This window comes from Thioclava sp. F36-7 (assembly GCF_002020075.1).
GTDB classification, from domain to species: domain Bacteria; phylum Pseudomonadota; class Alphaproteobacteria; order Rhodobacterales; family Rhodobacteraceae; genus Thioclava; species Thioclava sediminum.
On sequence record NZ_MPZR01000006.1, the window covers coordinates 247,132 to 270,211 of the forward strand.

The following is a 23,080-nucleotide window of genomic DNA, read 5'->3' on the forward strand; positions in this document are numbered from 1 at the left end:
CCCTTCCGCCCTCATTCAAGGATTTACAGATGAACCAGGAACTGACCCAAAACCCGTTCAACCCGCTCGCGCAGCCGAAGGCGTTCGACGAGATCAAGATCTCGCTCGCCTCGCCGGAGCGGATCCTGAGCTGGTCCTTCGGTGAAATCAAAAAGCCGGAAACCATCAACTACCGTACGTTCAAGCCCGAGCGTGACGGCCTGTTCTGCGCACGCATCTTTGGCCCGATCAAGGACTACGAATGCCTGTGCGGCAAATATAAGCGCATGAAGTATCGCGGCGTCGTCTGCGAGAAATGCGGCGTCGAAGTCACCCTCCAGAAAGTGCGCCGCGAGCGTATGGGCCACATCGAACTGGCCTCGCCCGTCGCTCACATCTGGTTCCTCAAGTCGCTGCCCTCGCGCATCGGCCTGATGCTCGACATGACGCTGCGCGACCTCGAGCGTATCCTCTACTTCGAAAACTTCGTGGTGATCGAGCCGGGTCTGACCGACCTGCAATACGGTCAGCTGATGTCCGAAGAAGAGTATCTCGACGCGCAGGACACCTACGGCGCGGACGCCTTCACCGCCAATATCGGCGCGGAAGCGATCCGTGAAATGCTTGCTGGCATCGATCTCGAAGCCACGGCCGAGCAGCTCCGCGAGGAGCTGAAGGAAGCCACGGGCGAGCTGAAGCCGAAGAAGATCATCAAGCGTCTGAAGATCGTCGAGTCGTTCCTCGAGTCGGGCAACCGTCCCGAGTGGATGGTGCTGACCGTGCTTCCGGTGATCCCGCCGGAACTGCGTCCGCTCGTCCCGCTCGATGGCGGCCGTTTCGCGACTTCGGATCTCAACGACCTCTATCGTCGTGTGATCAACCGGAACAACCGTCTGAAGCGTCTGATCGAACTGCGTGCGCCCGACATCATCGTGCGCAACGAAAAGCGGATGCTGCAGGAATCGGTCGATGCGCTGTTCGACAACGGCCGCCGCGGCCGCGTCATCACGGGCACCAACAAGCGCCCGCTGAAGTCGCTCTCGGACATGCTGAAAGGTAAGCAGGGTCGCTTCCGTCAGAACCTTCTGGGTAAGCGCGTCGACTTCTCGGGTCGTTCGGTCATCGTGACCGGCCCGGAACTCAAGCTGCACCAGTGCGGTCTGCCGAAGAAGATGGCGCTCGAACTCTTCAAGCCCTTCATCTACTCGCGCCTCGAGGCCAAGGGCCTGTCGAGCACCGTGAAGCAGGCGAAGAAGCTGGTCGAAAAAGAGCGTCCCGAGGTGTGGGATATCCTCGACGAGGTGATCCGCGAGCACCCGGTTCTGCTGAACCGTGCGCCGACGCTGCACCGTCTGGGTATCCAGGCGTTCGAACCGATGCTGATCGAAGGCAAGGCGATCCAGCTGCACCCGCTCGTCTGCTCGGCGTTCAACGCTGACTTCGACGGTGACCAGATGGCCGTCCACGTTCCGCTCTCGCTGGAAGCCCAGCTGGAAGCGCGCGTGCTGATGATGTCGACGAACAACGTCCTGTCGCCCGCCAACGGCGCGCCGATCATCGTTCCTTCGCAGGATATGATTCTGGGTCTCTACTACGTGACCATGGAACGCGAAGGCATGAAGGGCGAAGGCATGTCCTTCTCCTCGGTCGAGGAAGTGGAGCACGCGCTCAACTCGGGCGAAGTGCATCTGCACGCCAAGATCACCGCGCGGATCAAGCAGATCGACGAAACCGGCAACGAGGTCTATGAGCGTTTCGAGACCACGCCCGGCCGTGTGCGCCTCGGCGCGCTGCTGCCGCTGAACGCGAAAGCGCCGTTCGAACTGGTGAACCGTCTTCTGCGTAAGAAAGACGTGCAGAACACGATCGACACCGTCTACCGTTATTGCGGTCAGAAAGAGTCGGTCATCTTCTGTGACCAGATCATGGGCATGGGCTTCAAGGAAGCGTTCAAGGCTGGCATCTCGTTCGGCAAGGACGACATGGTGATCCCGGATAACAAGTGGGACATCGTCGAAACCGTCCGCGACCAGGTCAAGGACTTCGAACAGCAATACATGGACGGTCTGATCACCCAGGGTGAGAAGTACAACAAGGTCGTCGATGCATGGTCGAAGTGTAACGACAAGGTCACCGACGCGATGATGAACACCATCTCCGCGCCGAAATACGACGAGAACGGTGCCGAGCAGGAACCGAACTCGGTCTACATGATGGCCCACTCGGGTGCTCGTGGCTCGGTGACGCAGATGAAGCAGCTGGGCGGTATGCGTGGCCTCATGGCCAAGCCGAACGGCGAGATCATCGAGACGCCGATCATCTCGAACTTCAAGGAAGGTCTGACCGTTCTTGAATACTTCAACTCGACCCACGGCGCCCGTAAGGGTCTGTCGGATACCGCACTGAAGACGGCGAACTCGGGTTACCTGACCCGTCGTCTGGTGGACGTCGCTCAGGACTGCATCGTGCGCACGCATGATTGCGGCACCGACCGCGCGATCACCGCTTCGGCGGCTGTGAATGACGGCGAAATCGTCGCTCCGATCTCGGAGCGCGTGCTGGGCCGTGTCGCAGCTGACGACGTGACGGTTCCGGGCGAGGACGAGGTGATCGTCCGCGCCGGCGAGCTGATCGACGAGCGCAAGGCCGACGCGATCGAGCAGGCGGGCGTGCAATCCGTCCGTATCCGCTCGGCGCTGACCTGTGAGGCCGAAGAGGGCGTTTGCGCGCTCTGCTACGGTCGCGACCTCGCACGCGGTACGCTGGTGAACCAGGGCGAAGCGGTGGGCATTATCGCCGCGCAGTCGATCGGTGAACCCGGTACGCAGCTGACGATGCGGACCTTCCACTTGGGCGGTGTTGCTCAGGGTGGCTCGCAGTCGTTCCTCGAGGCCAGCCAGGAAGGCAAGATCGAGTTCCGCAACGCCAACATCATCCTCAACGAGATGGGCGAGCAGATCGTCATGGGCCGGAACATGCAGCTCGTGATCGTGAACGATCAGGGTGACGAGCTTGCCTCGCACAAGATCGGCTACGGCACCAAGGTCTTCGTGAAGGATGGCGAGGCGGTCGGTCGCGGCGACAAGCTGATCGAATGGGATCCCTACACCTTGCCGATCATCGCCGAGAAGCCCGGTAAGGTCCGCTTCGTCGACCTGATCTCGGGTATCTCCGTGCGCGAGGATACCGACGATGCGACCGGCATGACCCAGAAGATCGTGTCCGACTGGCGCGCTGCGCCCAAGGGCAACGAGCTGAAGCCGGAAGTTCTGATCCTCGGCGAGGATGGCGAGCCGGTCCGCAACGAAGCGGGCAACCCGGTGACCTATACCATGTCGGTGGATGCGATCCTCTCGGTGGAAGACGGTCAGGACGTGAAGGCGGGTGACGTCGTTGCGCGTATTCCGCGCGAAGGCGCGAAGACGAAGGACATCACCGGCGGTCTGCCGCGTGTGGCCGAACTCTTCGAAGCACGTCGTCCGAAGGATCACGCGATCATCGCCGAAATCGATGGCTATGTGCGCTTCGGCAAGGACTACAAGAACAAGCGTCGGATCGCGATCGATCCGCGTGATGATGGTCTGGAGCCGGCCGAGTACATGGTGCCGAAAGGCAAGCACATCCCGGTGCAGGAAGGCGACTTCGTGCAGAAGGGTGACTACATCATGGACGGCAACCCGGCGCCGCATGACATCCTGCGCATCATGGGGATCGAGGCTCTGGCCGACTACCTCATCAACGAGGTGCAGGACGTCTATCGACTGCAGGGCGTGAAGATCAACGACAAGCACATCGAGGTGATCGTTCGCCAGATGCTGCAGAAGATCGAGATCCTCGATTCCGGCGATACGACGCTCCTGAAAGGCGAGAATGTCGACAAGGCAGAGTTCGACGAGGAGAACGACAAGGTTGCAGCCCGTGGTGGGCGTCCGGCGCATGGCGAACCCGTGCTGCTCGGCATCACCAAGGCCTCGCTGCAGACCCGGTCCTTCATCTCGGCGGCCTCCTTCCAGGAGACGACCCGCGTTCTCACCGAGGCTTCGGTGCAGGGCAAGCGCGACAAGCTCGTGGGCCTCAAGGAGAACGTCATCGTCGGCCGTCTGATCCCGGCGGGTACCGGTGGCGCGACCACCAAGGTCCGCAAGATCGCGACCGAGCGTGACTCCAAGGTCATCCAGCAGCGTCAGGCCGAGGCGGAAGCCGCGGCAGCGCTGGCGGCTCCGGCCGAGGCAGAGGCCGATTTCGGTCCGGTCGAGACGCCGGAAAGCCGCGATTGATCCACCTCCGGTTGGAGACGATCTGAAACATCCCCCCGCGCGAGAGATCGCGCGGGGGTTTTTCTTTGCGCGAACCCGATCTCTGGGGCAGGGTAACGGCGAAAGCCGAGAGCCTGTTTGCCGGAGGAGGGACCCCGATGATCCGCTTTGTCACCCCGTTCGCGCTGAGCGCGCTGATCGCCATGCCTGCCTTTGCGGGCGCCTATCAGGATGCGGAGGCGCAGCTGCGCAAGGCCTATGGCGACTACCGCGCGGCGCTGTTCCTGTCGAACCAGGGCAAGCAGCCGGAGACCAAGGCCGCGCTCGATCGCTTCGTCGGCGAGTGGCAGACGCTGTCCGACGCTTGGACCGCCGAGCCGCCGCCGCAATATGCCGATGACGCGGTTCTCGGCGCGACCTTCGACAAGGTCAGCGAGCTCGCGGCGAAGGCCGAGGAAGAGGTGGCCGCCGGGAACCTGCCCGAGGCGCATGAGACCCTCGAAGGGGTGCGCGACAGCATCGGCGATCTGCATATCCGCAACGGCGTCGTGGGCTTCTCGGATCGGATGAACGCCTATCACGCGGAGATGGAAGAGGTGCTCGCGCGCGATTACGCCGGGATGGGCGGCGAGGGCGCGCGTCAGCTGATCGCTGACGCCTCGCTTCTGAGCTACCTCGCGGCGCAGATCGTCAAGCATCCCGCGCCCGAAGCCGAGACCGACATGGCCTATCAAAAGCTCGTGGACGGCTTCGCGGTCTCCGTCGCGTTCTTCTACGACGCGGCGATGGCGGGCGACATGGAACGTGCAATGGAGATGCGAAACGCCCTCAAGCCGAGCTATTCGAAGCTTTTCGCGAAATTCGGCTGATCCGCCACAGGGACGCGGCTGCTCCGGGATGATCCGTTTACAAGACCGGGTGGCGGGTCTAATAGAGCCGCACCTTCGGCGCCATCCCGGCCCAGCGACAAGAGAGTTCCGGCACCCATGCCCGAGATTTCAATCGTGATCCCCGCGAAGAATGAAGCGCCGAACATCGCGGGGCTTCTCGACGAGATCGACGCCGCCTGCGCGCCGGTCTGCGATTACGAGGTGATCGTAGTCGATGACGGCTCGGATGACGGGATGGACCAGATCCTGCGCGAGCGGATGAAGACCCACCCGAACCTGCGCCTGCTGCAGCACAAGAATGCCGCCGGTCAGCGGGCTTCGGGCGGTCAAAGCGCGGGCGTCCATTCGGGGGTTCGGGCCGCGAAGGGCAGCATCATCTGCACGCTGGACGGCGACGGTCAGAACCCGCCCTCCGAGCTTCCCGCCCTGATGGCGCCGCTGCGCGCGGCGAATTCCGAGAAGATCGGTCTAGTCGCAGGCCAACGCGTCGGGCGGCAGGACACGATGTCCAAGAAGCTCGCCTCGAAGCTCGCGAACAAGATCCGCGGCGCGATCCTGAAAGACGGCACCCGCGACACCGGCTGCGGCCTCAAGGCTTTCAGGCGCGAGGCGTTCCTCGCGCTGCCCTATTTCGACCATATGCACCGCTACCTCCCCGCGTTGTTCTCGCGCGACGGGTGGCAGGTGGCCCATGTCGACGTCGCTCACCGTTCGCGCGGCGGCGGCAGCTCGAATTACAACAACCTGCAACGCGGTCTCGTCGGCATTGTCGACCTGATGGGCGTCGCGTGGCTTCTCCGTCGGCGCAAGAAAGCGCAGCCCGGCGAAGTGATGCGCGAGGAGTGACGCCTATGGACTGGCTGATGGATGTGCTTCACGCGGACAGCGTTCTCGAGCTGTGGTGGGTCCTTTTCGGCCTGCTCGCGCAGCTCATGTTCACGGGGCGGTTTCTCGTCCAGTGGATCGCGTCCGAGCGCAAAGGCGAATCCGTGGTGCCGGTCGCATTCTGGTATTTCTCGCTCGCCGGCGGCGTGATGCTGCTGACCTATGCGCTCTATCGCAAAGACCCCGTCTTCGTTCTCGGCCAGTCGCTCGGCGTGTTCATCTACGGGCGCAATCTGTGGCTGATCCATGCCAAGCGTAAACGCGAAGCTTGAACGCAGGGGCGATCGGGACGGCTGGCTCGTCCCGGCCCTGATCGTCGTCGCCGCGGTCACCGCGCTGCGGCTGGTACTTCTGGCGTTCAACAAGACCGATCTCTTCGTCGATGAGGCGCAATACTGGCTCTGGGGCCAGCATCTCGATTTCGGCTATTACTCCAAACCGCCGCTGATAGGCTGGCTGCTGCGCGCGGTGACCGATCTGGCAGGCTCGGACGCGCCGTCCTGGGTGCGGATGCCGGGCGCCGTGTTGCACGGCATCACGGCGCTGGTGCTCGGCGCCTTGGGCGCGCGGATCGCGGGGCGTTCGGTCGCGATCTGGTCGGCGGCGATCTATGTCACGCTGCCCTTCGTCGCGGTCGGCTCGGTGCTGATCTCGACCGATACCGTGATGGCGCCGTTCTACGCGCTGAGCCTTTTGTTTCTGCATCGCACCGGCGAGAGCCGCCGCTGGTCGGACGCGCTGGCCGCGGGCGTCACGGCGGGGTTGGCCTTCATGGCGAAATACGCTGCGATCTACCTGATCCCCGGTCTGGCGCTGGCGGCGCTCGTGGCGCCGGCGTGGCGGATCGGCTGGCGTAATATGGTGATTGCGGCGCTGGCCTTCGGACTGGTGATCGCGCCGAACGTGGTCTGGAACCTGAATAACGGGCTGACCACGGTCTCGCATACGATGGACAATGTCGGCTGGGTCCGCGAAGGGGCGGCGCTGAATTTCGGCTCGATGGTGGAGTTCGTCGCCTCGCAATTCGCGGTCTTCGGGCCGGTGACGATGGTGGCGCTGCTGATCGGCTGTGCGGGCTGGGGCGACCCGGACAAGCGCGGGCTGGCGATGCTCTCGGTGCCGCCGCTGGTCGCGGTGACGATCGAGGCGCTGCTGGATCGTGCCTATGCGAACTGGGCGGTCGCCGCCTATTTCGCCGGGACCGTTCTGGCTGTGATGGTGCTGCGTGGCATCTGGCGCTGGATCGCGCTCCTGATCAACGGGCTGATCGCGCTGTCGATCCCGCTGCTGACGGTCCTCGCGCCCTATCCGGACCGAGATGGCGCGCCGCTTCTGAAGCGGTGGCTGGGGCAGGCCGATCTGAGCCGCCAGATCCTCACGCTCGCGGAAGCGGCCGACGTGCCGGTCTACACGGGCAATCGCGCGATCCTCGCTGACCTTTACTATACGGGGCAGGATTCGGGCGTGACCGTCTTTGCTCCGAACCCCAAGCTGCGCGCCGACAGCTATTACGAGCAGATGTGGCCCTTGCCACAGGACTATAATGGTCGTTTGCTGGTGATCGCCAATAGCGCGCCCGATTGCGGTAGCGGTCCGGTTGCGCCCGAGGCGCAACTCGACGCGACCGGGACCTGGGCAGGCAAAGGCTATGCGGCTTATCTGGTGGAGGCGCGCTGTGTCCGTTCCGAAAATTGACATGATCTTCGCGGGCCGCTTGTTGCTGGCGGCGTGGATCGGGGGCTTCCTGCTGTTCCGCTTCGTGCCGGAGCTCGACCTCGGCGTCGCCGGGCTGTTCTACCGGGCAGGGGAGGGGTTCTCTGTCATCACCAATCCGCTCTGGGAGTGGCTGCGCCAGCGGATCTGGGATGTCTCGATCGTTCTGTTCCTCGTCTCGCTCGTGGCCTGGCCCTGGGCGGGGCTGCGTCATCGCACGGTGCTGCGCCTGCCCGCGCGGATCTGGGCCTTCGTCTGCCTGCTCTATCTGCTCGGTCCGATCGTGGTCGTGAACGGTGTCCTGAAGGCCAATTCGGGACGCGCGCGCCCGGCCGATGTCGATCTCTTCGGCGGCGCGCATCATTTCAGCCTCGCGGGGACCTTCACCGATCAATGCTCGCGAAACTGCTCGTTCGTGTCGGGCGAGGTGGCGGCGGCGGTGGCGCTGGGGCTGCTGATCTGGCTCGGCGCGGAGCTGTCGCGGCTGCGCCTGCCGCGCTGGGGATTGCTCTATCTGCGGGCCGTCGGCGTCTTCGTCGCGGTCTTCATCATCGTGCAGCGGGTCGGCACCGGGCGGCACTTCCTGTCGGACGCCTATTTCGCCGGGCTGGTGAGCCTTACGGTGGCCTGGCTGCTCTGGGGGATCCTCTTTGCGGGGTGGGGCGCGCAGCTCCTCGCACGGACCCGCCGCGAGAGTTGACAACCCAAACGACTCCCCCTATACGCCGCGCTACCTGACGGGCGAAGTCTGCCCGAAGGGTCGCCGATTTCTAGTGGTCATGATCCGGGCCTTCGCCCCGATCCTCTGGAATTCAACGCATTCGCCGCGGTCCTCGGGCCGGGGAGGAATGCGATTTGGCGTTTTCGCGAATCCGCGCGGAAACGCGTCGAGAAGTGGCGCCTCCGGAAACGGGGCGAGTATTGACAGCAGAACGGGGAACCGAATGCCGACGATCCAACAGCTGATCCGCAAACCGCGGCAGCCCAAGGTGAAGCGCTCTAAGTCGCAACACCTCCAAGAGTGCCCGCAAAAGCGTGGCGTTTGCACGCGCGTCTACACGACGACGCCGAAGAAACCGAACTCCGCTATGCGTAAGGTCGCCAAGGTGCGCCTGACGAATGGCTTCGAGGTCATTTCCTACATCCCGGGCGAAAAGCACAACCTCCAGGAGCACTCCGTTGTGCTCATCCGTGGCGGCCGTGTGAAAGACCTTCCGGGCGTTCGTTACCACATCCTGCGCGGTGTGCTCGATACGCAAGGTGTCAAAGACCGTCGTCAACGCCGTTCGAAATACGGCGCGAAGCGTCCGAAGTAAGGAGATCTCGAGATGTCTCGTCGTCACGCCGCTGAAAAGCGCGAAGTCCTGCCCGACGCCAAATATGGCGATCGCGTGCTGACCAAATTCATGAACAACCTGATGATCGACGGCAAGAAGTCCGCCGCCGAGAAAATCGTCTACAACGCGCTCAACCGCGTTGAGGGCAAGCTCAAGCGTGAGCCCATCGAGGTGTTCCACGAAGCCCTCGACAACGTGAAGCCTTCGGTCGAAGTGCGTTCGCGTCGTGTGGGTGGTGCCACCTACCAGGTTCCGGTCGAAGTGCGCCCGACCCGCCGCGAAGCGCTTGCTATCCGCTGGCTCATCGCTGCCGCCAAGTCCCGCAACGAGAACACCATGGAAGAGCGCCTCGCTGGCGAGCTTCTGGATGCGGTGAACTCGCGTGGTTCCGCGGTCAAGAAGCGCGAAGACACCCACAAGATGGCCGACGCGAACAAAGCGTTCAGCCATTATCGCTGGTAATAACGGAAGGACGCCACAATGGCTCGCGAATATCCCCTACAGCGTTATCGCAACTTCGGGATCATGGCGCATATCGACGCTGGTAAAACCACGACGACCGAGCGCATCCTGTTCTACACCGGCAAGTCGCACAAGATCGGCGAAGTGCACGACGGTGCTGCTACCATGGACTGGATGGAGCAAGAGGCCGAGCGCGGCATCACCATCACCTCGGCAGCAACGACGACTTTCTGGCAGTGGCAGGAAGATCCGACCGCCGAAGGTACGGATGATACCAAGTTCCGTATGAACATCATCGACACCCCCGGCCACGTCGACTTCACCATCGAGGTGGAGCGTTCGCTGGCCGTGCTCGACGGCGCTGTTGCGCTGCTCGACGGGAACGCCGGTGTTGAGCCGCAGACCGAGACCGTGTGGCGTCAGGCTGACCGCTACAAGGTTCCGCGCCTCGTCTTCGTCAACAAGATGGACAAGATCGGCGCGGACTTCTTCAACTGCGTGAAGATGATCAAAGACCGCACCGGTGCGACCCCGGTTCCGGTGAACTTCCCGATCGGTGCCGAAGATCAACTCGAAGGCATCGTCGACCTGGTCACCATGGAAGAGTGGGTCTGGAAAGGCGAAGATCTGGGCGCTGCCTGGGTTCGTCAGCCGATCCGTGACGATCTGAAAGCGACTGCGGACGAATGGCGTTCGCACCTCATCGAGAACGCCGTCGAGCAAGACGACGACGCGATGATGGCCTATCTCGAAGGCGAAGAGCCCGATATCGCAACGCTGCGCAGCCTGATCCGTAAGGGCACGCTGTCGCTGTCCTTCGTTCCGGTTCTGGGTGGTTCGGCCTTCAAGAACAAGGGTGTCCAGCCGCTGCTCAACGCCGTGGTCGACTTCCTGCCCTCGCCGCTCGACGTGCCCGCCTACATGGGCTTCTCGCCGGACGACGAGACGGAAACCCGGAACATCGCGCGTCACGCCGATGACGAAGAGCCGCTCTCGGGTCTCGCGTTCAAGATCATGAACGACCCCTTCGTGGGCTCGCTCACCTTCACGCGCCTCTACTCGGGCACGATGAAGAAGGGCGACTCGATCCTGAACGCGACCAAAGGTCGTAAAGAGCGCATCGGTCGTATGATGATGATGCACTCGAACAACCGGACCGAGATCGAAGAAGCGTATGCAGGCGACATCATCGCGCTCGCCGGTCTGAAAGAGACCACCACCGGTGACACGCTGTGCGACCCGAACAACCAGGTCGTTCTCGAAACGATGACCTTCCCCGATCCGGTGATCGAGATCGCCGTGGAGCCGAAGTCGAAAGCCGACCAGGAGAAGATGGGCCTCGCCCTTCAGCGCCTGGCAGCCGAAGACCCGTCCTTCCGCGTCGAGACCGACCTCGAGTCGGGTCAGACCATCATGAAGGGCATGGGCGAACTTCACCTCGACATCCTGGTCGACCGCATGAAGCGCGAGTTCAAGGTTGAGGCGAATATCGGTGCTCCGCAGGTGGCCTATCGCGAGACGATCAGCCACGCGACCGAAATCGACTACACGCACAAGAAGCAGACCGGCGGTACCGGTCAGTTCGCGCGCGTCAAGCTCGAGATCACGCCGACCGAGCCGGGCGAAGGTTATTCGTTCGAGAGCCGCATCGTTGGTGGTGCTGTTCCGAAGGAATACATCCCGGGCGTCGAAAAGGGCATCAAGTCGGTCATGGACTCCGGTCCGCTGGCAGGCTTCCCGGTGATCGACTTCAAGGTTGCGCTGGTTGACGGTGCTTTCCACGACGTCGACTCTTCGGTGCTCGCCTTCGAAATCGCTTCGCGTGCCGCGATGCGTGAAGGTCTGCGCAAGGCTGGCGCGAAGCTGCTCGAGCCGATGATGAAAGTCGAAGTGGTGACCCCGGAAGAATACACCGGTGGCATCATTGGCGACCTGACCTCGCGTCGGGGCCAGGTGCAAGGTCAGGACACCCGCGGCAACGCGGTCGTCGTGAACGCCTTCGTGCCGCTCGCCAACATGTTCGGCTACATCAACAACCTGCGTTCGATGTCCTCGGGCCGTGCGGTCTTCACGATGCTCTTCAGCCATTACGAAGCCGTGCCGCAGAACATCTCGGACGAGATCCAGAAGAAATACGCGTAAGGGACGTGCGCCGGGGCAACCCGGCGCCTTTCCAATCCAACGCACTGACAGGAGGCCATCATGGCAAAGGAAAAGTTTGAACGTAACAAACCGCACGTCAACATCGGCACGATTGGCCACGTTGACCACGGCAAGACGACGCTGACGGCTGCGATCACGAAGTATTTCGGTGATTTCCGCGCGTATGACCAGATCGACGGCGCGCCGGAAGAGAAGGCCCGCGGGATCACGATCTCGACCGCGCACGTGGAGTACGAGACCGAGTCGCGTCACTACGCGCACGTCGACTGCCCCGGCCACGCCGACTACGTGAAGAACATGATCACGGGTGCAGCGCAGATGGACGGCGCGATCCTGGTTGTGAACGCAGCTGACGGCCCGATGCCGCAGACCCGCGAGCACATCCTGCTCGGCCGTCAGGTCGGCATCCCGGCGATGGTCGTGTACCTGAACAAGGTTGACCAGGTCGACGACGAAGAGCTGCTCGAGCTCGTGGAAATGGAAGTTCGCGAACTTCTGTCGTCCTATGACTTCCCCGGCGACGATATCCCGATCATCAAGGGTTCGGCTCTGGCCGCGATGGAAGGCCGTGATCCGGAAATCGGCGAGAACTCGATCCGTGCGCTGATGGAAGCTGTCGACAGCTACATCCCGACGCCGGAGCGCGCCGTGGACCAGCCCTTCCTGATGCCGATCGAAGACGTGTTCTCGATCTCGGGCCGTGGTACGGTTGTGACCGGCCGCGTCGAGCGTGGCGTGATCAACGTCGGCGACGAACTGGAAATCGTGGGTATCCGCGACACCTCGAAGACGACCTGCACGGGCGTCGAGATGTTCCGCAAGCTGCTGGACCGTGGTGAAGCTGGCGACAACATCGGCGCGCTGCTGCGCGGTGTGGACCGTGACGGCGTCGAGCGTGGTCAGGTTCTGTGTAAGCCGGGTTCGGTGAAGCCGCACACGAAGTTCGAAGCTGAAGCCTACATCCTCACCAAAGAGGAAGGTGGTCGTCACACCCCGTTCTTCGCGAACTACCGTCCGCAGTTCTACTTCCGCACGACGGACGTGACCGGCACCGTGACCCTTCCCGAGGGCACCGAGATGGTCATGCCGGGCGACAACCTGAAGTTCGAAGTCGAACTGATCGCCCCGATCGCGATGGAAGACGGTCTGCGCTTCGCAATCCGCGAAGGTGGCCGCACCGTCGGCGCCGGCGTCGTCTCCAAAATCATCGCGTAATCGATGGTTTCGGGGCCCTCTCCGGGGCCCCGAAAACGACAGTTGGAAAGAATTTGAATGGTGCGCCGAAAGGCGCGCCATTCGCTCTTGACAGACTCAGGGTGACGCCATAGAGGACGCGCCTGATCTGCCAAGATTTTCAGGTTCGATGCAGGCGCTACATTCGGTGCCGTCTGCCTCTCAACCTTCACGCCATGCGAAGAGGCATGACATATGACCGGCCAAAATATCCGCATCCGGCTCAAGGCGTTCGATTACCGCGTGCTGGACGCCAGCACCCAGGAAATCGTGAACACCGCGAAACGTACGGGTGCCCAGGTTCGCGGGCCCATCCCGCTCCCGAACAAGATCGAGAAATTCACGGTTCTGCGTGGTCCGCACATCGACAAGAAGTCGCGTGACCAGTGGGAAATCCGGACGCACAAGCGTCTTCTCGACATCGTCGATCCGACCCCCCAGACCGTGGACGCGCTGATGAAGCTCGACCTCGCAGCGGGCGTCGACGTCGAGATCAAGGTGTAAGGAGGGCATTATGCTGCGGACTGGTGTTATCGCCAAGAAGCTGGGCATGACCCGGCTCTTCCTTGAGGACGGCAAGCAGGTTCCTGTGACCGTTCTCCAACTCGACAAGCTTCAGGTGGTGGCTCAGCGCACTTCCGAACTCGACGGCTACACGGCCGTTCAGCTCGGCGCTGGCGAAGCCAAGGCCAAGCGTACGACCGCCGCTCTGCGTGGTCACTTCGCGAAAGCCAATGTCGCCCCGAAGCGCAAAGTCGCGGAATTCCGCGTCGCTGAAGAAAACCTGATCGAAGTGGGCGAGGAAATCACCGCGAACCACTATTTCGAAGGTCAGTTCGTGGATATCGCGGGCACCTCGATCGGTAAGGGTTTCGCCGGTGCTATGAAGCGTCACAACTTCGGCGGTCTGCGCGCCACGCACGGCGTGTCGATCTCGCACCGCTCGCACGGTTCGACCGGTCAGTGTCAGGACCCGGGCAAAGTGTTCAAGGGCAAGAAGATGGCCGGTCACCTCGGTGCCGTGCGCGTCACGACCCAAAACCTTCAGGTCGTCAAGACCGATGCCGACCGTGGCCTGATCATGGTCAAAGGTTCGGTTCCGGGCGCCAAAGGTGGCTGGGTGACGGTCAAGGATGCGGTCAAGAAGCCGCTCTCCGAGAACATCATCTACCCCGCCGCGCTGAAGTCGGCTGCCGAAGCCGCTGCGAAAGCCGCTGAAGAAGCCGCTGCCGCTGCTGCTGCCGAGGCTGAAGCCGAAGCTCAGCGTCTCGCCGAGGAGCAGGCCGCTCAGGAAGCTGCTGCGCTGAAGGAAGCTGAAGAGTCGATCGAAGCCGACAAAGGCGAAGACGGCGGCGAAGCGCCCGAAGGAGACAAGCAATGAAACTCGATGTGATCAAGCTCGACGCCGGCAAAGCCGGTTCGATCGACCTCGCCGACGAGATCTTCGGGCTCGAGCCGCGTGCGGACATCCTGCATCGCGTCGTGCGCTGGCAGCGCGCGAAGGCTCAGCAGGGCACCCACTCGGTTCTCACCCGCTCGGAGGTCAGCTACTCGACCAAGAAGATCTATCGTCAGAAGGGCACCGGTGGCGCACGTCACGGCTCCCGCAAGGCGCCGATCTTCCGCAAGGGTGGTGTCTACAAGGGCCCGACCCCGCGCAGCCACGCTCATGACCTGCCCAAGAAGTTCCGGGCTCTGGGTCTGAAGCACGCGCTGTCGTCGAAAGCCGCTGCTGGCAAACTGATCGTCCTAGAGGACGCGCAGCTCGCCGAAGCCAAGACCAAGCTGCTGGCGAAAGCCGCCAAGGAGCTGGGCTGGAAGAAGGTGCTGGTGATCGACGGGGCCGAGGTGAACGAGAACTTCGCCCAAGCCGCGCGCAACATCGACGGCATCGATGTGCTGCCTTCGATGGGCGCCAACGTGTATGACATCCTCAAGCGTGACACGCTCGTGCTCACGAAGGCGGGTGTCGAAGCTCTGGAGGCTCGTCTGAAATGAGCGCGAAACCCGAACATTACGACGTGATCGTCAAGCCGATCATCACCGAGAAAGCCACCATGGCCTCGGAGAACGGCGCTGTTGTTTTCGAAGTCGCGAAAGACGCTTCGAAGCCGCAGATCAAAGAAGCTGTTGAGACTCTCTTCGGCGTCAAGGTGAAGGCGGTCAACACCACCATCACCAAGGGCAAGACCAAGCGCTTCCGGGGCACCCCCGGCCGTCGCTCGGACTTCAAGAAAGCCTACGTGACGCTGGAAGAAGGCAACACGATCGACGTCACCACCGGCCTGTAATCCGGTAGGACAGAGACATTGGAAAGGCCCTCGCGATCCGCGGGGGCCTTTTCGTTTGTGATGATGGGGAAGGGGGCGCTTGCCTCTCAAGGGGCGCCCGGGCTCTGCGGGTCATTTCTCCCGCAGGTAGCTTTCCGAGACATAGCCGCGCAGGTTGCGGGCGACGTCGAGCGAGACGTTGCACCAGCGGGTATTGCCGCTGCGCTCGCAGCTGCGCACGTGGACGAGCGCGCCGTTGGGAAGCCCCAGGATCACCTTGTAGCCGGTGCCGGGGCCTGCGCGCAGTTTCAGCATGTCCTCGCCTTTCACCCCGGCGACCTCATAGGTGCCGCGCCACGCGTCGGCGAGAGTCGGGGTGGCGAGGGTGGCTGCCGCGCAGAGCGGGGCTGCAAGGAGGATTACTCGGGTTGGACGCATTGGTTGCTCCTGTTATGTCTTCTGCCTCGAGAGCCATTTTGCCCGCCCGGACGACGAAGCGCCAGTTGCTTGGACCATCGCGCGCAAAAACAGGCCAAGCCTATAGACTCACCCCCGCATCCCTGCTACATCGCGCCAGTCTCGCGGCCTCGGATTCGTTCCGGGGCCCGTGATTTTTGAATTCGGGGACCTTCGGGGCCCTATACACACAGACAGGCGGGGCAACTCGCCGCAAACCAACGGAAGACAGAAAGCATGGCACTCAAGTCGTATAAGCCGACGACGCCGGGCCAGCGTGGGCTGGTTCTGATCGACCGTTCGGAGCTTTGGAAAGGCCGTCCGGTCAAAGCCCTCACGCAGGGTTTGACCAAGTCGGGTGGCCGGAACAACACCGGGCGGATCACGATGTGGCACAAGGGTGGTGGCGCGAAGCGTCTCTACCGCATCGTCGATTTCAAGCGTCGCAAGTTCGATGTTCAAGGCACCGTCGAGCGGATCGAATACGATCCGAACCGGACCGCCTTCATCGCGCTGATCAACTATGAAGATGGTGAGCAGGCCTACATCCTCGCACCCCAGCGTCTCGCTGTCGGTGACAAGGTCGTTTCGGGCTCGCGTCACGACGTCAAGCCGGGCAACGCGATGCCGTTCTCGGGCATGCCGATCGGTACCATCGTCCACAACGTCGAACTGAAGCCCGGCAAGGGTGGCCAGATCGCACGCGCAGCGGGCACCTACGCCCAATTCGTCGGCCGTGACGGTGGCTACGCTCAGCTGCGTCTTTCGTCGGGCGAACTCCGCCTCGTGCGTCAGGAATGCATGGCGACCATCGGTGCCGTGTCGAACGCCGACCACTCGAACCAGAACCTCGGTAAAGCCGGTCGTAAGCGCCACATGGGCGTCCGTCCGACCGTCCGCGGTGTCGCGATGAACCCGATCGACCACCCGCACGGTGGTGGTGAAGGTCGTACCTCGGGTGGCCGTCATCCGGTTACGCCGTGGGGCAAGCCCACCAAGGGCAAGCGCACGCGCGTCAACAAGAAGACGGACCAGTATATCCTGCGTTCGCGTCACGCGAAGAAGAAGGGTCGCTAACATATGTCTCGTTCTGTTTGGAAAGGCCCCTTCGTTGATGCCTACCTGCTGAAAAAAGCAGAGAAGGCTCGCGAGTCGGGCAAAGGCGACGTCATCAAGATCTGGTCGCGTCGCTCCACCATCCTGCCGCAATTTGTTGGTCTGACCTTTGGGGTCTACAACGGCCACAAGCACATCCCGGTGAACGTCACCGAGGAAATGATCGGTCAGAAGTTCGGTGAATATTCGCCGACCCGCACCTATTACGGGCATGCGGCCGACAAAAAAGCCAAGAGGAAGTAATCGTCATGGGTAAGGAAAAGAATCCGCGCCGCGTGGCGGAGAACGAAGCGATGGCGAAGACCCGCATGCTTCGCACCTCGCCGCAGAAACTGAACCTCGTCGCCGCGATGATCCGTGGCAAGAAGGTCGACAAGGCCCTTTCGGACCTGACCTTCTCGAAGAAGCGCATCGCGCTCGACGTGAAGAAGTGCCTTCAGTCGGCAATCGCCAACGCTGAGAACAACCACGGCCTGGACGTGGACGAGCTCGTCGTTGCGGAAGCCTGGGTTGGCAAGAACCTGGTGATGAAGCGTGGCCGTCCGCGGGCACGTGGTCGCTTCGGCAAGATCATGAAGCCGTTCTCGGAAATCACCATCAAGGTGCGTCAGGTTGAGGAGCAAGCGTAATGGGTCAGAAGGTTAATCCGATCGGCATGCGCCTCCAGGTCAACCGCACCTGGGATAGCCGCTGGTATGCCGACAGCAAAGACTATGGCGACCTGCTGCTCGAGGACATCAAGATCCGCGAGTTCATCCACGAGGAAGCCAAGCAGGCCGGCATCAGCCGCGTCATCATCGAGCGTCCGCACAAGAAGTGCCGTGTGACCATTCACGCTGCACGTCCGGGCGTCATCATCGGCAAGAAGGGCGCTGACATCGAAGCGCTCCGCAAGAAGCTGGCGAACTTCACCGACAGCGAGCTGCACCTGAACATCGTCGAAGTCCGCAAGCCGGAACTCGATGCGCAGCTCGTCGCCGAGTCGATCGCACAGCAGCTCGAGCGTCGTGTCTCGTTCCGTCGCGCCATGAAGCGCTCGGTGCAGAACGCGATGCGTATGGGTGGTCTTGGTATCCGTGTGAACGTCGCTGGCCGTCTGGGCGGCGCCGAGATCGCACGTACCGAGTGGTATCGCGAAGGTCGCGTTCCGCTGCACACCCTGCGTGCCGACATCGACTATGCGCTGTCCGAAGCGTCGACCCCCTACGGGATCATCGGCGTGAAGGTCTGGATCTTCAAAGGCGAGATCATGGAACATGATCCGCAAGCTCGTGACCGCAAGCACGCTGAAGCCCAAGAGGGCCCGGCACCGCGCGGCCCGCGTCGCGATCGCTGAGGGAGTAGATAGTTATGCTGCAACCGAAACGGACGAAGTTCCGCAAGATGCACAAAGGCCGGATTCACGGTGAAGCCAAAGGTGGTTTCGACCTGAACTTCGGTCACTTCGGCCTCAAGGCAGAGGCGCCCGAGCGCGTCACCGCCCGTCAGATCGAAGCTGCGCGTCGTGCGATCACCCGCCACATGAAGCGTCAAGGCCGTGTCTGGATCCGGATCTTCCCGGATACCCCGATCACTGCGAAACCCACCGAAGTCCGTATGGGTAAAGGTAAGGGTTCGGTCGACCGTTGGGCCGCCAAGGTCAAGCCCGGCCGCGTGATGTTCGAGATCGACGGCGTCAACGAAGAGACCGCTCGCGAGGCTCTGCGCCTCGGCGCGGCCAAACTTCCGGTCGCCTGCCGTATCGTCGAGCGTCAGGACTGGTAATCCCGGTCTGACTGCTGAAGACAAACGAAAGCCCCGCCAGAGATGGCGGGGCTTTTGCGTTGTTGGCGGTATGATCAGGCGCCGTCGGAAATCCAGCCGTCGATCAGCGCCTCGAGTGCTTCCCAGTCGGTATATTCGATATCGGCGTCGAGATCGGCATCGGGGTCCTTCTTCGCCACGATCCGGCGCATCACGAACCGGCGGAAGATATCGTATTTCGACGGCAGGTAGGCGCCCGCGATCTGCTCGGTCAGATCCGGCGTCCAGCCGGTCGCCTCTTCGAAGTCCTTGAGGATCTTGTCGAGTGCGCGCCAATCCTCCGCGTCGTGGCCCGCGGCGGCCAGGGACACGGAGAGAAAGAGGCTCGGGCGGTTCCGGATGATGTCGCGTTGCTCTGCGACGAAATCGGCGAAGCGGCCCTGATAATGTCCGACATGGATCGAGGCCGCGAGGATGATCCGGTCGAACCGGTCGAGGTTCATCCCCTCGGCTTCCTTCGTGGAAATCAATTCGGCGGAGTGGCCCAATTCGGAGATCCGGTCGGCGACGTGCCGCGCGATCTTGCGGGTTTGCCCCTCGCTGGAGGCATAGGCGACGAGTGTTTTCATGCTGCGCTCCCGTTATCTGGTTGCGCAGCAAGGAAATCAGGTGAGACGCGGTTTGGCTATGATTGTGATCAAAGCGCCGGGCTCAATCCACCCATTTGTAATTGAAGCTGACCGAGATGCGCTCGTCCTCGGCCATGTTCATCGGCACCTCGTGGCGCAGCCAGCTTTCCCAGAGCAGCACCTCGCCCGGTTCGGGGGCGATGTAGATGAAGGGCTGCAGCTCGCGCCGGGCGGTCTTGAGGCGGGTCGGGGCCGCCATCATCCGGGCGCTGCGCGGGTCTTCCAGCTTGAGCGCAGAGGCGCCGTCGGGCATCGCGACATAGGTCGTGCCCGAGATCACCGAATGGGGGTGCAGGTGCGAGCTGTGGGTGCCGCCTTCGGGCAGGATGTTGATCCAGAGGTCTTCGAGCACCAGCTTGCCCTCGCCCAGATCGAATTGCAGATCCTCGGCGAAGGCCGCGACGTGTCTGTCGAGCGCCTTCACCATGTCGGCGAAGATCGGGAAGCGCCAGGGCAGGTCGGTGAGCGAGGCGTAGGAGGTATAGCCCGGATAGCCGTTCTCCTCGCACCAGTCCTGCCCGGCCTCGTCATCCTCAGCGATGGCGTAGCACGACGCTTCCAGCTCACCCGTATCGACCTTCGGGCCGAATGCGGATAGGGAGGCGCGGTAGAGGCGGGTGACGAAGAGGGACTCGATCTGGGTCTTGGGCTCGGACATTAGGGCTCTCGCAACTGGGCGTGGATTTACCCCCGCTGTTACGCCAAAGCGGGCCGAAGGCCAAACAATCCTTGCCATATTCGATTCGCTCTGATATTGGCCCCAAGTTCCTGAAATCAGGACCGACATAACCCATCAGAAAGCAGGGTCACCCGCGAGGGGCCCTCTGATGCCAAGAAAGGACCCGGGATGAACGCCCAAGAACTCAAGGCGAAGACGCCTGATGAGCTGCGTGATCAGCTCGTCTCGCTGAAGAAAGAAGCCTTCAACCTCCGCTTTCAGCAGGCCACGAACCAGCTCGAGAACACCGCGCGCATGCGCTCTGTTCGTCGGGACGTTGCACGTATCAAAACCGTGCTGAACCAAAAAGCCGCTGAAGCCGCGAAGTAAGGAGAGCTTCCTATGCCCAAACGCATCCTGCAAGGTACCGTGACGTCGGACAAGAACGACCAGACCGTAACCGTTTCGGTCGAGCGCCGCTTCACGCATCCGGTTCTCAAGAAGACGATCCGGAAGTCCAAGAAATACCGCGCCCATGACGCGGAAAACCAGTTCAAGACCGGTGACATTGTTCGCATCGAAGAGTGCGCACCCGTCTCGAAGACCAAGCGCTGGCGGGTTGTGGTTTCGGCGTAAGCCGGGGCCATCCGTCAGTATTCGAAACCCTGGGGCCCTTACTGCATAGGCGTCCCCAAAGGTCGGGAGTAACCCCATGATCCAGATGCAGACCAATCTGGATGTTGCTGACAACTCCGGCGCTCGCCGGGTTCAGTGCATCAAGGTCCTCGGCGGCTCGCACCGCCGTTACGCATCCGTGGGCGACATCATTGTGGTGTCGGTCAAGGAAGCGATCCCGCGCGGCCGCGTGAAGAAAGGTGACGTCCGTAAGGCCGTCGTCGTGCGCACCGCCAAAGAAGTTCGTCGCGACGATGGCACCGCCATCCGTTTCGACCGCAACGCCGCCGTCATCCTGAACAACGCGGGCGAGCCGGTCGGCACCCGTATCTTCGGGCCGGTCGTGCGTGAGCTGCGTGCGAAGAACTTCATGAAGATCATCTCGCTTGCTCCGGAGGTGCTGTAATGGCTGCTAAGCTCCGCAAAGGCGATAAGGTCGTCGTTCTCGCTGGCAAGGACAAGGGCAAGCAGGGTGAGATCACCTCTGTTGACCCGAAAGCCGGCAAAGCTGTCGTCGACGGCGTGAACGTTGCGATCCGCCACCAGCGTCAGACCCAGTCCAACCAAGGCGGTCGCCAGCCCAAGGCTATGCCGATCGACCTGTCGAACCTGGCTCTGATGGACGCAAACGGCAAAGCCACCCGCGTCGGCTTCCGCGAGGAAGACGGCAAGAAGGTGCGTTTCGCCAAGACCACGGGGGATGCGATCTGATGCTCGATCAAGCAACCTACACTCCGCGTCTTCGCGCTCTTTACCGCGACACCATCAAGGCGGCGCTGAAAGAAGAGTTCGGCTACAAGAACGACATGATGATCCCGAAGCTCGACAAGATCGTGCTGAACATGGGCGTCGGCGAAGCCGTGAAAGACACCAAGAAGGTCAAGCAGGCCGCCGAAGAGCTCTCGCTCATCGCTGGTCAGAAGGCCGTGATGACCAAGGCGAAGAAGTCGATCGCTGGCTTCCGCGTCCGGGAAGAGATGCCGCTGGGTACGAAAGTGACCCTGCGCGGTGACCGGATGTACGAATTCCTCGATCGCCTGATCAACGTTGCTATGCCGCGCGTTCGCGACTTCCGCGGTGTGAAGCCGTCCTTCGACGGTCGTGGCAACTTCGCAATGGGCCTCAAGGAACACATCGTGTTCCCCGAGATCGACTTCGATAAGGTCGATGAGGTTCTGGGTATGGACATCATCATGGTGACCACGTCTGACGTGGATGCCGAAGCGAAGGCGCTGTTGAAGCATTTCAACATGCCCTTCAACGCCTGATCGCGGAGGAACGAAACTTATGGCTAAGAAATCCATGGTTGCGCGCGAAGCGAAGCGCCAGCGTCTTGTGAACAAGTACGCTGACAAGCGGGCCGCGCTCAAGGAAATCATCAACGACCAGGAGCGCCCGATGGAAGAGCGCTTCAAGGCGTCGCTGAAACTCGCGGAACTCCCGCGCAACTCGTCGGCGGTCCGGCTGCACAATCGTTGCCAGCTCACGGGTCGTCCCCACGCTTACTACCGTAAGCTCAAACTCTCGCGGATCATGCTGCGTGACCTGGCCTCCTACGGTCAGATCCCCGGCATGGTAAAGTCGAGCTGGTAAGGAGGGCGACATGTCTGTGAACGATCCTCTCGGCGATATGCTGACCCGCATCCGCAACGCGCAACTGCGTGGCAAATCCACCGTCCGCACCCCGGCCTCCAAGCTCCGCGCTTGGGTTCTCGACGTGCTGGCTGACGAAGGCTACATCCGTGGTTACGAGCAGGCGACGTCTGCTGCCGGCCATCCGGAGCTGGAAATCAGCCTCAAGTACTACGAGGGCACCCCGGTCATCCGCGAGCTGCAGCGCGTCTCGACCCCCGGTCGCCGCGTGTACATGGCCGCGAAAGACGTTCCGTCGGTCCGTCAGGGCCTCGGCGTCTCGATCGTCTCGACCTCGAAGGGCGTGATGTCGGATGCAAACGCACGATCCGCCAATGTTGGCGGCGAAGTGCTCTGCACCGTGTTCTAAGGAGGGCTCAATGTCTCGTATTGGTAAGAAACCGGTCGAGCTTCCCAGCGGCGTTTCTGCGCAGCTGTCGGGCCAGACCATCGAAGTGAAGGGGCCGAAAGGCACCCGTACCTTCACCGCGACCGACGACGTGACCCTCGCTGTCGAGGACAACGCCGTCACCGTCACCCCGCGTGGCCAGTCGAAGCGCGCGCGCCAGCAGTGGGGTATGACCCGCTCGCAGGTCGCGAACCTCGTCCAGGGCGTGACCGAAGGCTTCAAGAAGGAGCTGGAGATTCAGGGTGTTGGTTATCGTGCGCAGATGCAGGGCAACGTCCTGAAGCTGTCGCTCGGTTATTCGCACGAAGTCAACTTCGAGGTTCCGGAGGGCGTGACTGTCACCGCTCCGAAGCAGACCGAGATCGTTGTGGAAGGTTCTGACCAGCAGCAGGTGGGCCAGGTCGCGGCAAATATCCGCGAATGGCGTGCTCCCGAGCCCTATAAGGGCAAAGGCATCCGCTACAAGGGTGAGTATATCTTCCGCAAAGAAGGTAAGAAGAAGTAAGGAACGCGA

30 protein-coding genes are annotated in these 23,080 nt (G+C 62.1%); 27 read left to right on the top strand and 3 right to left on the bottom strand.

The features are described from left to right. Nucleotides 1-29: 29 nt before the first annotated feature. From rpoC to BMI89_RS13195, 14 genes are all read left to right on the top strand, one after another. Nucleotides 30-4,256, top strand: coding sequence for a DNA-directed RNA polymerase subunit beta' (gene rpoC, locus BMI89_RS13130; RefSeq protein WP_078571258.1), 4,227 nt, complete (start codon nucleotides 30-32; stop codon nucleotides 4,254-4,256). A 137-nt stretch (nucleotides 4,257-4,393) separates the two neighbouring features. Beyond that, nucleotides 4,394-5,104 carry a hypothetical protein gene (locus BMI89_RS13135; protein ID WP_078571259.1) on the top strand — a complete coding sequence of 237 codons (711 nt, stop codon included), beginning with the start codon at nucleotides 4,394-4,396 and terminating at the stop codon, nucleotides 5,102-5,104. Between the two features lie 117 nt (nucleotides 5,105-5,221). Next, entirely contained in the window at nucleotides 5,222-5,971 is a 750-nt protein-coding gene (locus tag BMI89_RS13140; RefSeq protein ID WP_078542973.1) for a glycosyltransferase family 2 protein, read from the top strand. A gap of 5 nt (nucleotides 5,972-5,976) precedes the next feature. After that, on the top strand, nucleotides 5,977-6,282 hold the full coding sequence (locus tag BMI89_RS13145; protein WP_078521308.1) for a lipid-A-disaccharide synthase N-terminal domain-containing protein: 306 nt from the start codon (nucleotides 5,977-5,979) through the stop codon (nucleotides 6,280-6,282). Next, nucleotides 6,257-7,705, top strand: coding sequence for a glycosyltransferase family 39 protein (locus tag BMI89_RS13150; RefSeq protein WP_078571260.1), 1,449 nt, complete (start codon nucleotides 6,257-6,259; stop codon nucleotides 7,703-7,705). Before BMI89_RS13145 ends, BMI89_RS13150 begins: the two co-directional genes overlap by 26 nt. Beyond that, on the top strand, nucleotides 7,686-8,423 hold the full coding sequence (locus BMI89_RS13155; protein ID WP_168176812.1) for a phosphatase PAP2 family protein: 738 nt from the start codon (nucleotides 7,686-7,688) through the stop codon (nucleotides 8,421-8,423). The genes BMI89_RS13150 and BMI89_RS13155 overlap by 20 nt, the downstream gene beginning before the upstream one ends. A gap of 244 nt (nucleotides 8,424-8,667) precedes the next feature. Further along, nucleotides 8,668-9,039 carry a 30S ribosomal protein S12 gene (gene rpsL / locus BMI89_RS13160; RefSeq protein WP_038074720.1) on the top strand — a complete coding sequence of 124 codons (372 nt, stop codon included), beginning with the start codon at nucleotides 8,668-8,670 and terminating at the stop codon, nucleotides 9,037-9,039. A gap of 12 nt (nucleotides 9,040-9,051) precedes the next feature. Then, nucleotides 9,052-9,522 (top strand): 30S ribosomal protein S7, encoded by a 471-nt coding sequence (gene rpsG, locus BMI89_RS13165; protein WP_075773836.1) that lies wholly within the window; start codon nucleotides 9,052-9,054, stop codon nucleotides 9,520-9,522. 18 nt (nucleotides 9,523-9,540) lie between these two features. Further along, entirely contained in the window at nucleotides 9,541-11,664 is a 2,124-nt protein-coding gene (fusA, locus tag BMI89_RS13170; protein WP_078521302.1) for an elongation factor G, read from the top strand. Nucleotides 11,665-11,724: 60 nt separating this feature from the next. After that, complete coding sequence (gene tuf, locus BMI89_RS13175; RefSeq protein WP_078571262.1) at nucleotides 11,725-12,900, top strand: elongation factor Tu; 1,176 nt, start codon at nucleotides 11,725-11,727, stop codon at nucleotides 12,898-12,900. Between the two features lie 213 nt (nucleotides 12,901-13,113). Next, nucleotides 13,114-13,422, top strand: coding sequence for a 30S ribosomal protein S10 (gene rpsJ / locus BMI89_RS13180; protein ID WP_036639457.1), 309 nt, complete (start codon nucleotides 13,114-13,116; stop codon nucleotides 13,420-13,422). Between the two features lie 10 nt (nucleotides 13,423-13,432). Beyond that, nucleotides 13,433-14,299 (top strand): 50S ribosomal protein L3, encoded by an 867-nt coding sequence (gene rplC, locus BMI89_RS13185; RefSeq protein WP_078542383.1) that lies wholly within the window; start codon nucleotides 13,433-13,435, stop codon nucleotides 14,297-14,299. Continuing rightward, entirely contained in the window at nucleotides 14,296-14,916 is a 621-nt protein-coding gene (rplD, locus tag BMI89_RS13190) for a 50S ribosomal protein L4 (protein ID WP_075773839.1), read from the top strand. Before rplC ends, rplD begins: the two co-directional genes overlap by 4 nt. Then, entirely contained in the window at nucleotides 14,913-15,209 is a 297-nt protein-coding gene (locus BMI89_RS13195; protein ID WP_078521296.1) for a 50S ribosomal protein L23, read from the top strand. The genes rplD and BMI89_RS13195 overlap by 4 nt, the downstream gene beginning before the upstream one ends. Before the next feature lie 111 nt (nucleotides 15,210-15,320). On the opposite strand, the gene BMI89_RS13200 is transcribed toward BMI89_RS13195, so the two are convergent. Beyond that, a complete protein-coding gene (locus BMI89_RS13200; RefSeq protein WP_078571263.1) occupies nucleotides 15,321-15,626 on the bottom strand; it encodes an SH3 domain-containing protein in 306 nt (101 codons plus the stop codon). A 255-nt stretch (nucleotides 15,627-15,881) separates the two neighbouring features. Between BMI89_RS13200 and rplB the strand changes: the two genes are divergently transcribed. Genes rplB through rplP form a run of 5 tightly spaced genes read left to right on the top strand, consistent with a single transcriptional unit; the run spans nucleotide 15,882 to nucleotide 18,524 of the window. After that, on the top strand, nucleotides 15,882-16,721 hold the full coding sequence (rplB, locus tag BMI89_RS13205) for a 50S ribosomal protein L2 (RefSeq protein WP_078521293.1): 840 nt from the start codon (nucleotides 15,882-15,884) through the stop codon (nucleotides 16,719-16,721). A gap of 3 nt (nucleotides 16,722-16,724) precedes the next feature. Beyond that, entirely contained in the window at nucleotides 16,725-17,003 is a 279-nt protein-coding gene (gene rpsS / locus BMI89_RS13210; protein ID WP_078521291.1) for a 30S ribosomal protein S19, read from the top strand. Between the two features lie 5 nt (nucleotides 17,004-17,008). Next, on the top strand, nucleotides 17,009-17,389 hold the full coding sequence (rplV, locus tag BMI89_RS13215; RefSeq protein ID WP_078521290.1) for a 50S ribosomal protein L22: 381 nt from the start codon (nucleotides 17,009-17,011) through the stop codon (nucleotides 17,387-17,389). Next, a complete protein-coding gene (rpsC, locus tag BMI89_RS13220; RefSeq protein WP_078521288.1) occupies nucleotides 17,389-18,096 on the top strand; it encodes a 30S ribosomal protein S3 in 708 nt (235 codons plus the stop codon). The genes rplV and rpsC overlap by 1 nt, the downstream gene beginning before the upstream one ends. A 14-nt stretch (nucleotides 18,097-18,110) precedes the next feature. Further along, nucleotides 18,111-18,524 (top strand): 50S ribosomal protein L16, encoded by a 414-nt coding sequence (gene rplP, locus BMI89_RS13225; protein WP_078542381.1) that lies wholly within the window; start codon nucleotides 18,111-18,113, stop codon nucleotides 18,522-18,524. Between the two features lie 74 nt (nucleotides 18,525-18,598). Here rplP and BMI89_RS13230 read toward each other — a convergent pair whose 3' ends face one another. Continuing rightward, a complete protein-coding gene (locus tag BMI89_RS13230) occupies nucleotides 18,599-19,132 on the bottom strand; it encodes a flavodoxin domain-containing protein (RefSeq protein WP_078571264.1) in 534 nt (177 codons plus the stop codon). 82 nt (nucleotides 19,133-19,214) lie between these two features. Then, nucleotides 19,215-19,850, bottom strand: a complete 636-nt coding sequence (locus BMI89_RS13235) for a 2OG-Fe(II) oxygenase family protein (RefSeq protein WP_078571265.1) — start codon at nucleotides 19,848-19,850, stop codon at nucleotides 19,215-19,217. A 189-nt stretch (nucleotides 19,851-20,039) separates the two neighbouring features. On the opposite strand from BMI89_RS13235, the gene rpmC reads away from it, so the two are divergent. The 8 genes from rpmC (at nucleotide 20,040) to rplF (ending at nucleotide 23,071) form a co-directional block, all read left to right on the top strand. After that, nucleotides 20,040-20,240: a 50S ribosomal protein L29 gene (gene rpmC, locus BMI89_RS13240; protein WP_078521281.1), complete on the top strand. Its 201-nt coding sequence runs from the start codon at nucleotides 20,040-20,042 to the stop codon at nucleotides 20,238-20,240. 12 nt (nucleotides 20,241-20,252) lie between these two features. After that, the gene (gene rpsQ, locus BMI89_RS13245; RefSeq protein WP_078521280.1) at nucleotides 20,253-20,486 is read left to right on the top strand and encodes a 30S ribosomal protein S17; all 234 of its coding nucleotides are present in this window, start codon (nucleotides 20,253-20,255) and stop codon (nucleotides 20,484-20,486) included. 76 nt (nucleotides 20,487-20,562) lie between these two features. Further along, a complete protein-coding gene (gene rplN, locus BMI89_RS13250) occupies nucleotides 20,563-20,931 on the top strand; it encodes a 50S ribosomal protein L14 (protein WP_075773851.1) in 369 nt (122 codons plus the stop codon). Beyond that, nucleotides 20,931-21,236 carry a 50S ribosomal protein L24 gene (gene rplX, locus BMI89_RS13255; protein WP_078521279.1) on the top strand — a complete coding sequence of 102 codons (306 nt, stop codon included), beginning with the start codon at nucleotides 20,931-20,933 and terminating at the stop codon, nucleotides 21,234-21,236. Before rplN ends, rplX begins: the two co-directional genes overlap by 1 nt. Next, entirely contained in the window at nucleotides 21,236-21,793 is a 558-nt protein-coding gene (gene rplE / locus BMI89_RS13260; RefSeq protein WP_078549282.1) for a 50S ribosomal protein L5, read from the top strand. The genes rplX and rplE overlap by 1 nt, the downstream gene beginning before the upstream one ends. Nucleotides 21,794-21,812: 19 nt before the next feature. Next, the gene (gene rpsN / locus BMI89_RS13265; protein ID WP_075773854.1) at nucleotides 21,813-22,118 is read left to right on the top strand and encodes a 30S ribosomal protein S14; all 306 of its coding nucleotides are present in this window, start codon (nucleotides 21,813-21,815) and stop codon (nucleotides 22,116-22,118) included. A 10-nt stretch (nucleotides 22,119-22,128) separates the two neighbouring features. Next, nucleotides 22,129-22,527 (top strand): 30S ribosomal protein S8, encoded by a 399-nt coding sequence (gene rpsH / locus BMI89_RS13270; protein ID WP_152845393.1) that lies wholly within the window; start codon nucleotides 22,129-22,131, stop codon nucleotides 22,525-22,527. Between the two features lie 10 nt (nucleotides 22,528-22,537). Then, complete coding sequence (rplF, locus tag BMI89_RS13275; protein ID WP_078521275.1) at nucleotides 22,538-23,071, top strand: 50S ribosomal protein L6; 534 nt, start codon at nucleotides 22,538-22,540, stop codon at nucleotides 23,069-23,071. The last annotated feature ends 9 nt before the right edge of the window (nucleotides 23,072-23,080 follow it).

Excerpts from the sequence above, each read along its gene's own strand:
- rpoC (WP_078571258.1), top strand. The coding sequence starts at position 30 with ATGAACCAGGAACTGACCCAAAACCCGTTCAACCCGCTCGCGCAGCCG.
- BMI89_RS13135 (WP_078571259.1), top strand. The coding sequence starts at position 4,394 with ATGATCCGCTTTGTCACCCCGTTCGCGCTGAGCGCGCTGATCGCCATG.
- BMI89_RS13140 (WP_078542973.1), top strand. The coding sequence starts at position 5,222 with ATGCCCGAGATTTCAATCGTGATCCCCGCGAAGAATGAAGCGCCGAAC.
- BMI89_RS13145 (WP_078521308.1), top strand. The coding sequence starts at position 5,977 with ATGGACTGGCTGATGGATGTGCTTCACGCGGACAGCGTTCTCGAGCTG.
- BMI89_RS13150 (WP_078571260.1), top strand. The coding sequence starts at position 6,257 with ATGCCAAGCGTAAACGCGAAGCTTGAACGCAGGGGCGATCGGGACGGC.
- rpsL (WP_038074720.1), top strand. The coding sequence starts at position 8,668 with ATGCCGACGATCCAACAGCTGATCCGCAAACCGCGGCAGCCCAAGGTG.
- rpsG (WP_075773836.1), top strand. The coding sequence starts at position 9,052 with ATGTCTCGTCGTCACGCCGCTGAAAAGCGCGAAGTCCTGCCCGACGCC.
- fusA (WP_078521302.1), top strand. The coding sequence starts at position 9,541 with ATGGCTCGCGAATATCCCCTACAGCGTTATCGCAACTTCGGGATCATG.
- tuf (WP_078571262.1), top strand. The coding sequence starts at position 11,725 with ATGGCAAAGGAAAAGTTTGAACGTAACAAACCGCACGTCAACATCGGC.
- rpsJ (WP_036639457.1), top strand. The coding sequence starts at position 13,114 with ATGACCGGCCAAAATATCCGCATCCGGCTCAAGGCGTTCGATTACCGC.
- rplC (WP_078542383.1), top strand. The coding sequence starts at position 13,433 with ATGCTGCGGACTGGTGTTATCGCCAAGAAGCTGGGCATGACCCGGCTC.
- rplD (WP_075773839.1), top strand. The coding sequence starts at position 14,296 with ATGAAACTCGATGTGATCAAGCTCGACGCCGGCAAAGCCGGTTCGATC.
- BMI89_RS13195 (WP_078521296.1), top strand. The coding sequence starts at position 14,913 with ATGAGCGCGAAACCCGAACATTACGACGTGATCGTCAAGCCGATCATC.
- BMI89_RS13200 (WP_078571263.1), bottom strand. The coding sequence starts at position 15,626 with ATGCGTCCAACCCGAGTAATCCTCCTTGCAGCCCCGCTCTGCGCGGCA.
- rplB (WP_078521293.1), top strand. The coding sequence starts at position 15,882 with ATGGCACTCAAGTCGTATAAGCCGACGACGCCGGGCCAGCGTGGGCTG.
- rpsS (WP_078521291.1), top strand. The coding sequence starts at position 16,725 with ATGTCTCGTTCTGTTTGGAAAGGCCCCTTCGTTGATGCCTACCTGCTG.
- rplV (WP_078521290.1), top strand. The coding sequence starts at position 17,009 with ATGGGTAAGGAAAAGAATCCGCGCCGCGTGGCGGAGAACGAAGCGATG.
- rpsC (WP_078521288.1), top strand. The coding sequence starts at position 17,389 with ATGGGTCAGAAGGTTAATCCGATCGGCATGCGCCTCCAGGTCAACCGC.
- rplP (WP_078542381.1), top strand. The coding sequence starts at position 18,111 with ATGCTGCAACCGAAACGGACGAAGTTCCGCAAGATGCACAAAGGCCGG.
- BMI89_RS13230 (WP_078571264.1), bottom strand. The coding sequence starts at position 19,132 with ATGAAAACACTCGTCGCCTATGCCTCCAGCGAGGGGCAAACCCGCAAG.
- BMI89_RS13235 (WP_078571265.1), bottom strand. The coding sequence starts at position 19,850 with ATGTCCGAGCCCAAGACCCAGATCGAGTCCCTCTTCGTCACCCGCCTC.
- rpmC (WP_078521281.1), top strand. The coding sequence starts at position 20,040 with ATGAACGCCCAAGAACTCAAGGCGAAGACGCCTGATGAGCTGCGTGAT.
- rpsQ (WP_078521280.1), top strand. The coding sequence starts at position 20,253 with ATGCCCAAACGCATCCTGCAAGGTACCGTGACGTCGGACAAGAACGAC.
- rplN (WP_075773851.1), top strand. The coding sequence starts at position 20,563 with ATGATCCAGATGCAGACCAATCTGGATGTTGCTGACAACTCCGGCGCT.
- rplX (WP_078521279.1), top strand. The coding sequence starts at position 20,931 with ATGGCTGCTAAGCTCCGCAAAGGCGATAAGGTCGTCGTTCTCGCTGGC.
- rplE (WP_078549282.1), top strand. The coding sequence starts at position 21,236 with ATGCTCGATCAAGCAACCTACACTCCGCGTCTTCGCGCTCTTTACCGC.
- rpsN (WP_075773854.1), top strand. The coding sequence starts at position 21,813 with ATGGCTAAGAAATCCATGGTTGCGCGCGAAGCGAAGCGCCAGCGTCTT.
- rpsH (WP_152845393.1), top strand. The coding sequence starts at position 22,129 with ATGTCTGTGAACGATCCTCTCGGCGATATGCTGACCCGCATCCGCAAC.
- rplF (WP_078521275.1), top strand. The coding sequence starts at position 22,538 with ATGTCTCGTATTGGTAAGAAACCGGTCGAGCTTCCCAGCGGCGTTTCT.